We start from the raw sequence: 394 nt of genomic DNA on the forward strand, positions 1-394 counted from the left end.
GTATCCACACGGCGAGGACCGCGGATAGCCGAGCGTAGCGGCGTGGCGGTGTTCATCCCCTCTGATCTAAGCTGAGCTCCGTGAGGCACTCGATGCCGCGTTCGGTGAACCCTAGGGTAGCGCGATCGGCGGTGTCATAGATCCAAAGACAGCCGTCCTCGGGGCCGAGCTGGCAGGCGAGCTCCTCAATCTACTTCTCGTTCTCACCGGGCAGCTCGGCGGAACGGGCGAGGGTAAACACGCAGCTCGGGGCGGCCAGGGTCAGGCGGCCTCGGCAGCAGCGGCGTCCTCACGGGCCTTGCGCCAGTTCCACGGCAGCAGTTCGTGCAGGCGCGAGGCTGGCAGGTCGGCGATGCGGGCCAGGACGTCAGCGAGCCAGGCGCGCGGGTCGACA

The 394-nt window shown here is 68.0% G+C and carries 1 protein-coding gene; it reads right to left on the minus strand.

Annotated elements, in window-relative coordinates; genetic code table 11:
- Positions 1-261: 261 nt before the first annotated feature.
- Positions 262-394 (minus strand): transposase domain-containing protein (locus Q7A36_RS41035; protein WP_305109517.1); only part of this gene is annotated, 133 nt, incomplete at its 5' end.

This window comes from Paracraurococcus lichenis, assembly GCF_030657435.1.
Taxonomy (GTDB): domain Bacteria; phylum Pseudomonadota; class Alphaproteobacteria; order Acetobacterales; family Acetobacteraceae; genus Paracraurococcus; species Paracraurococcus lichenis.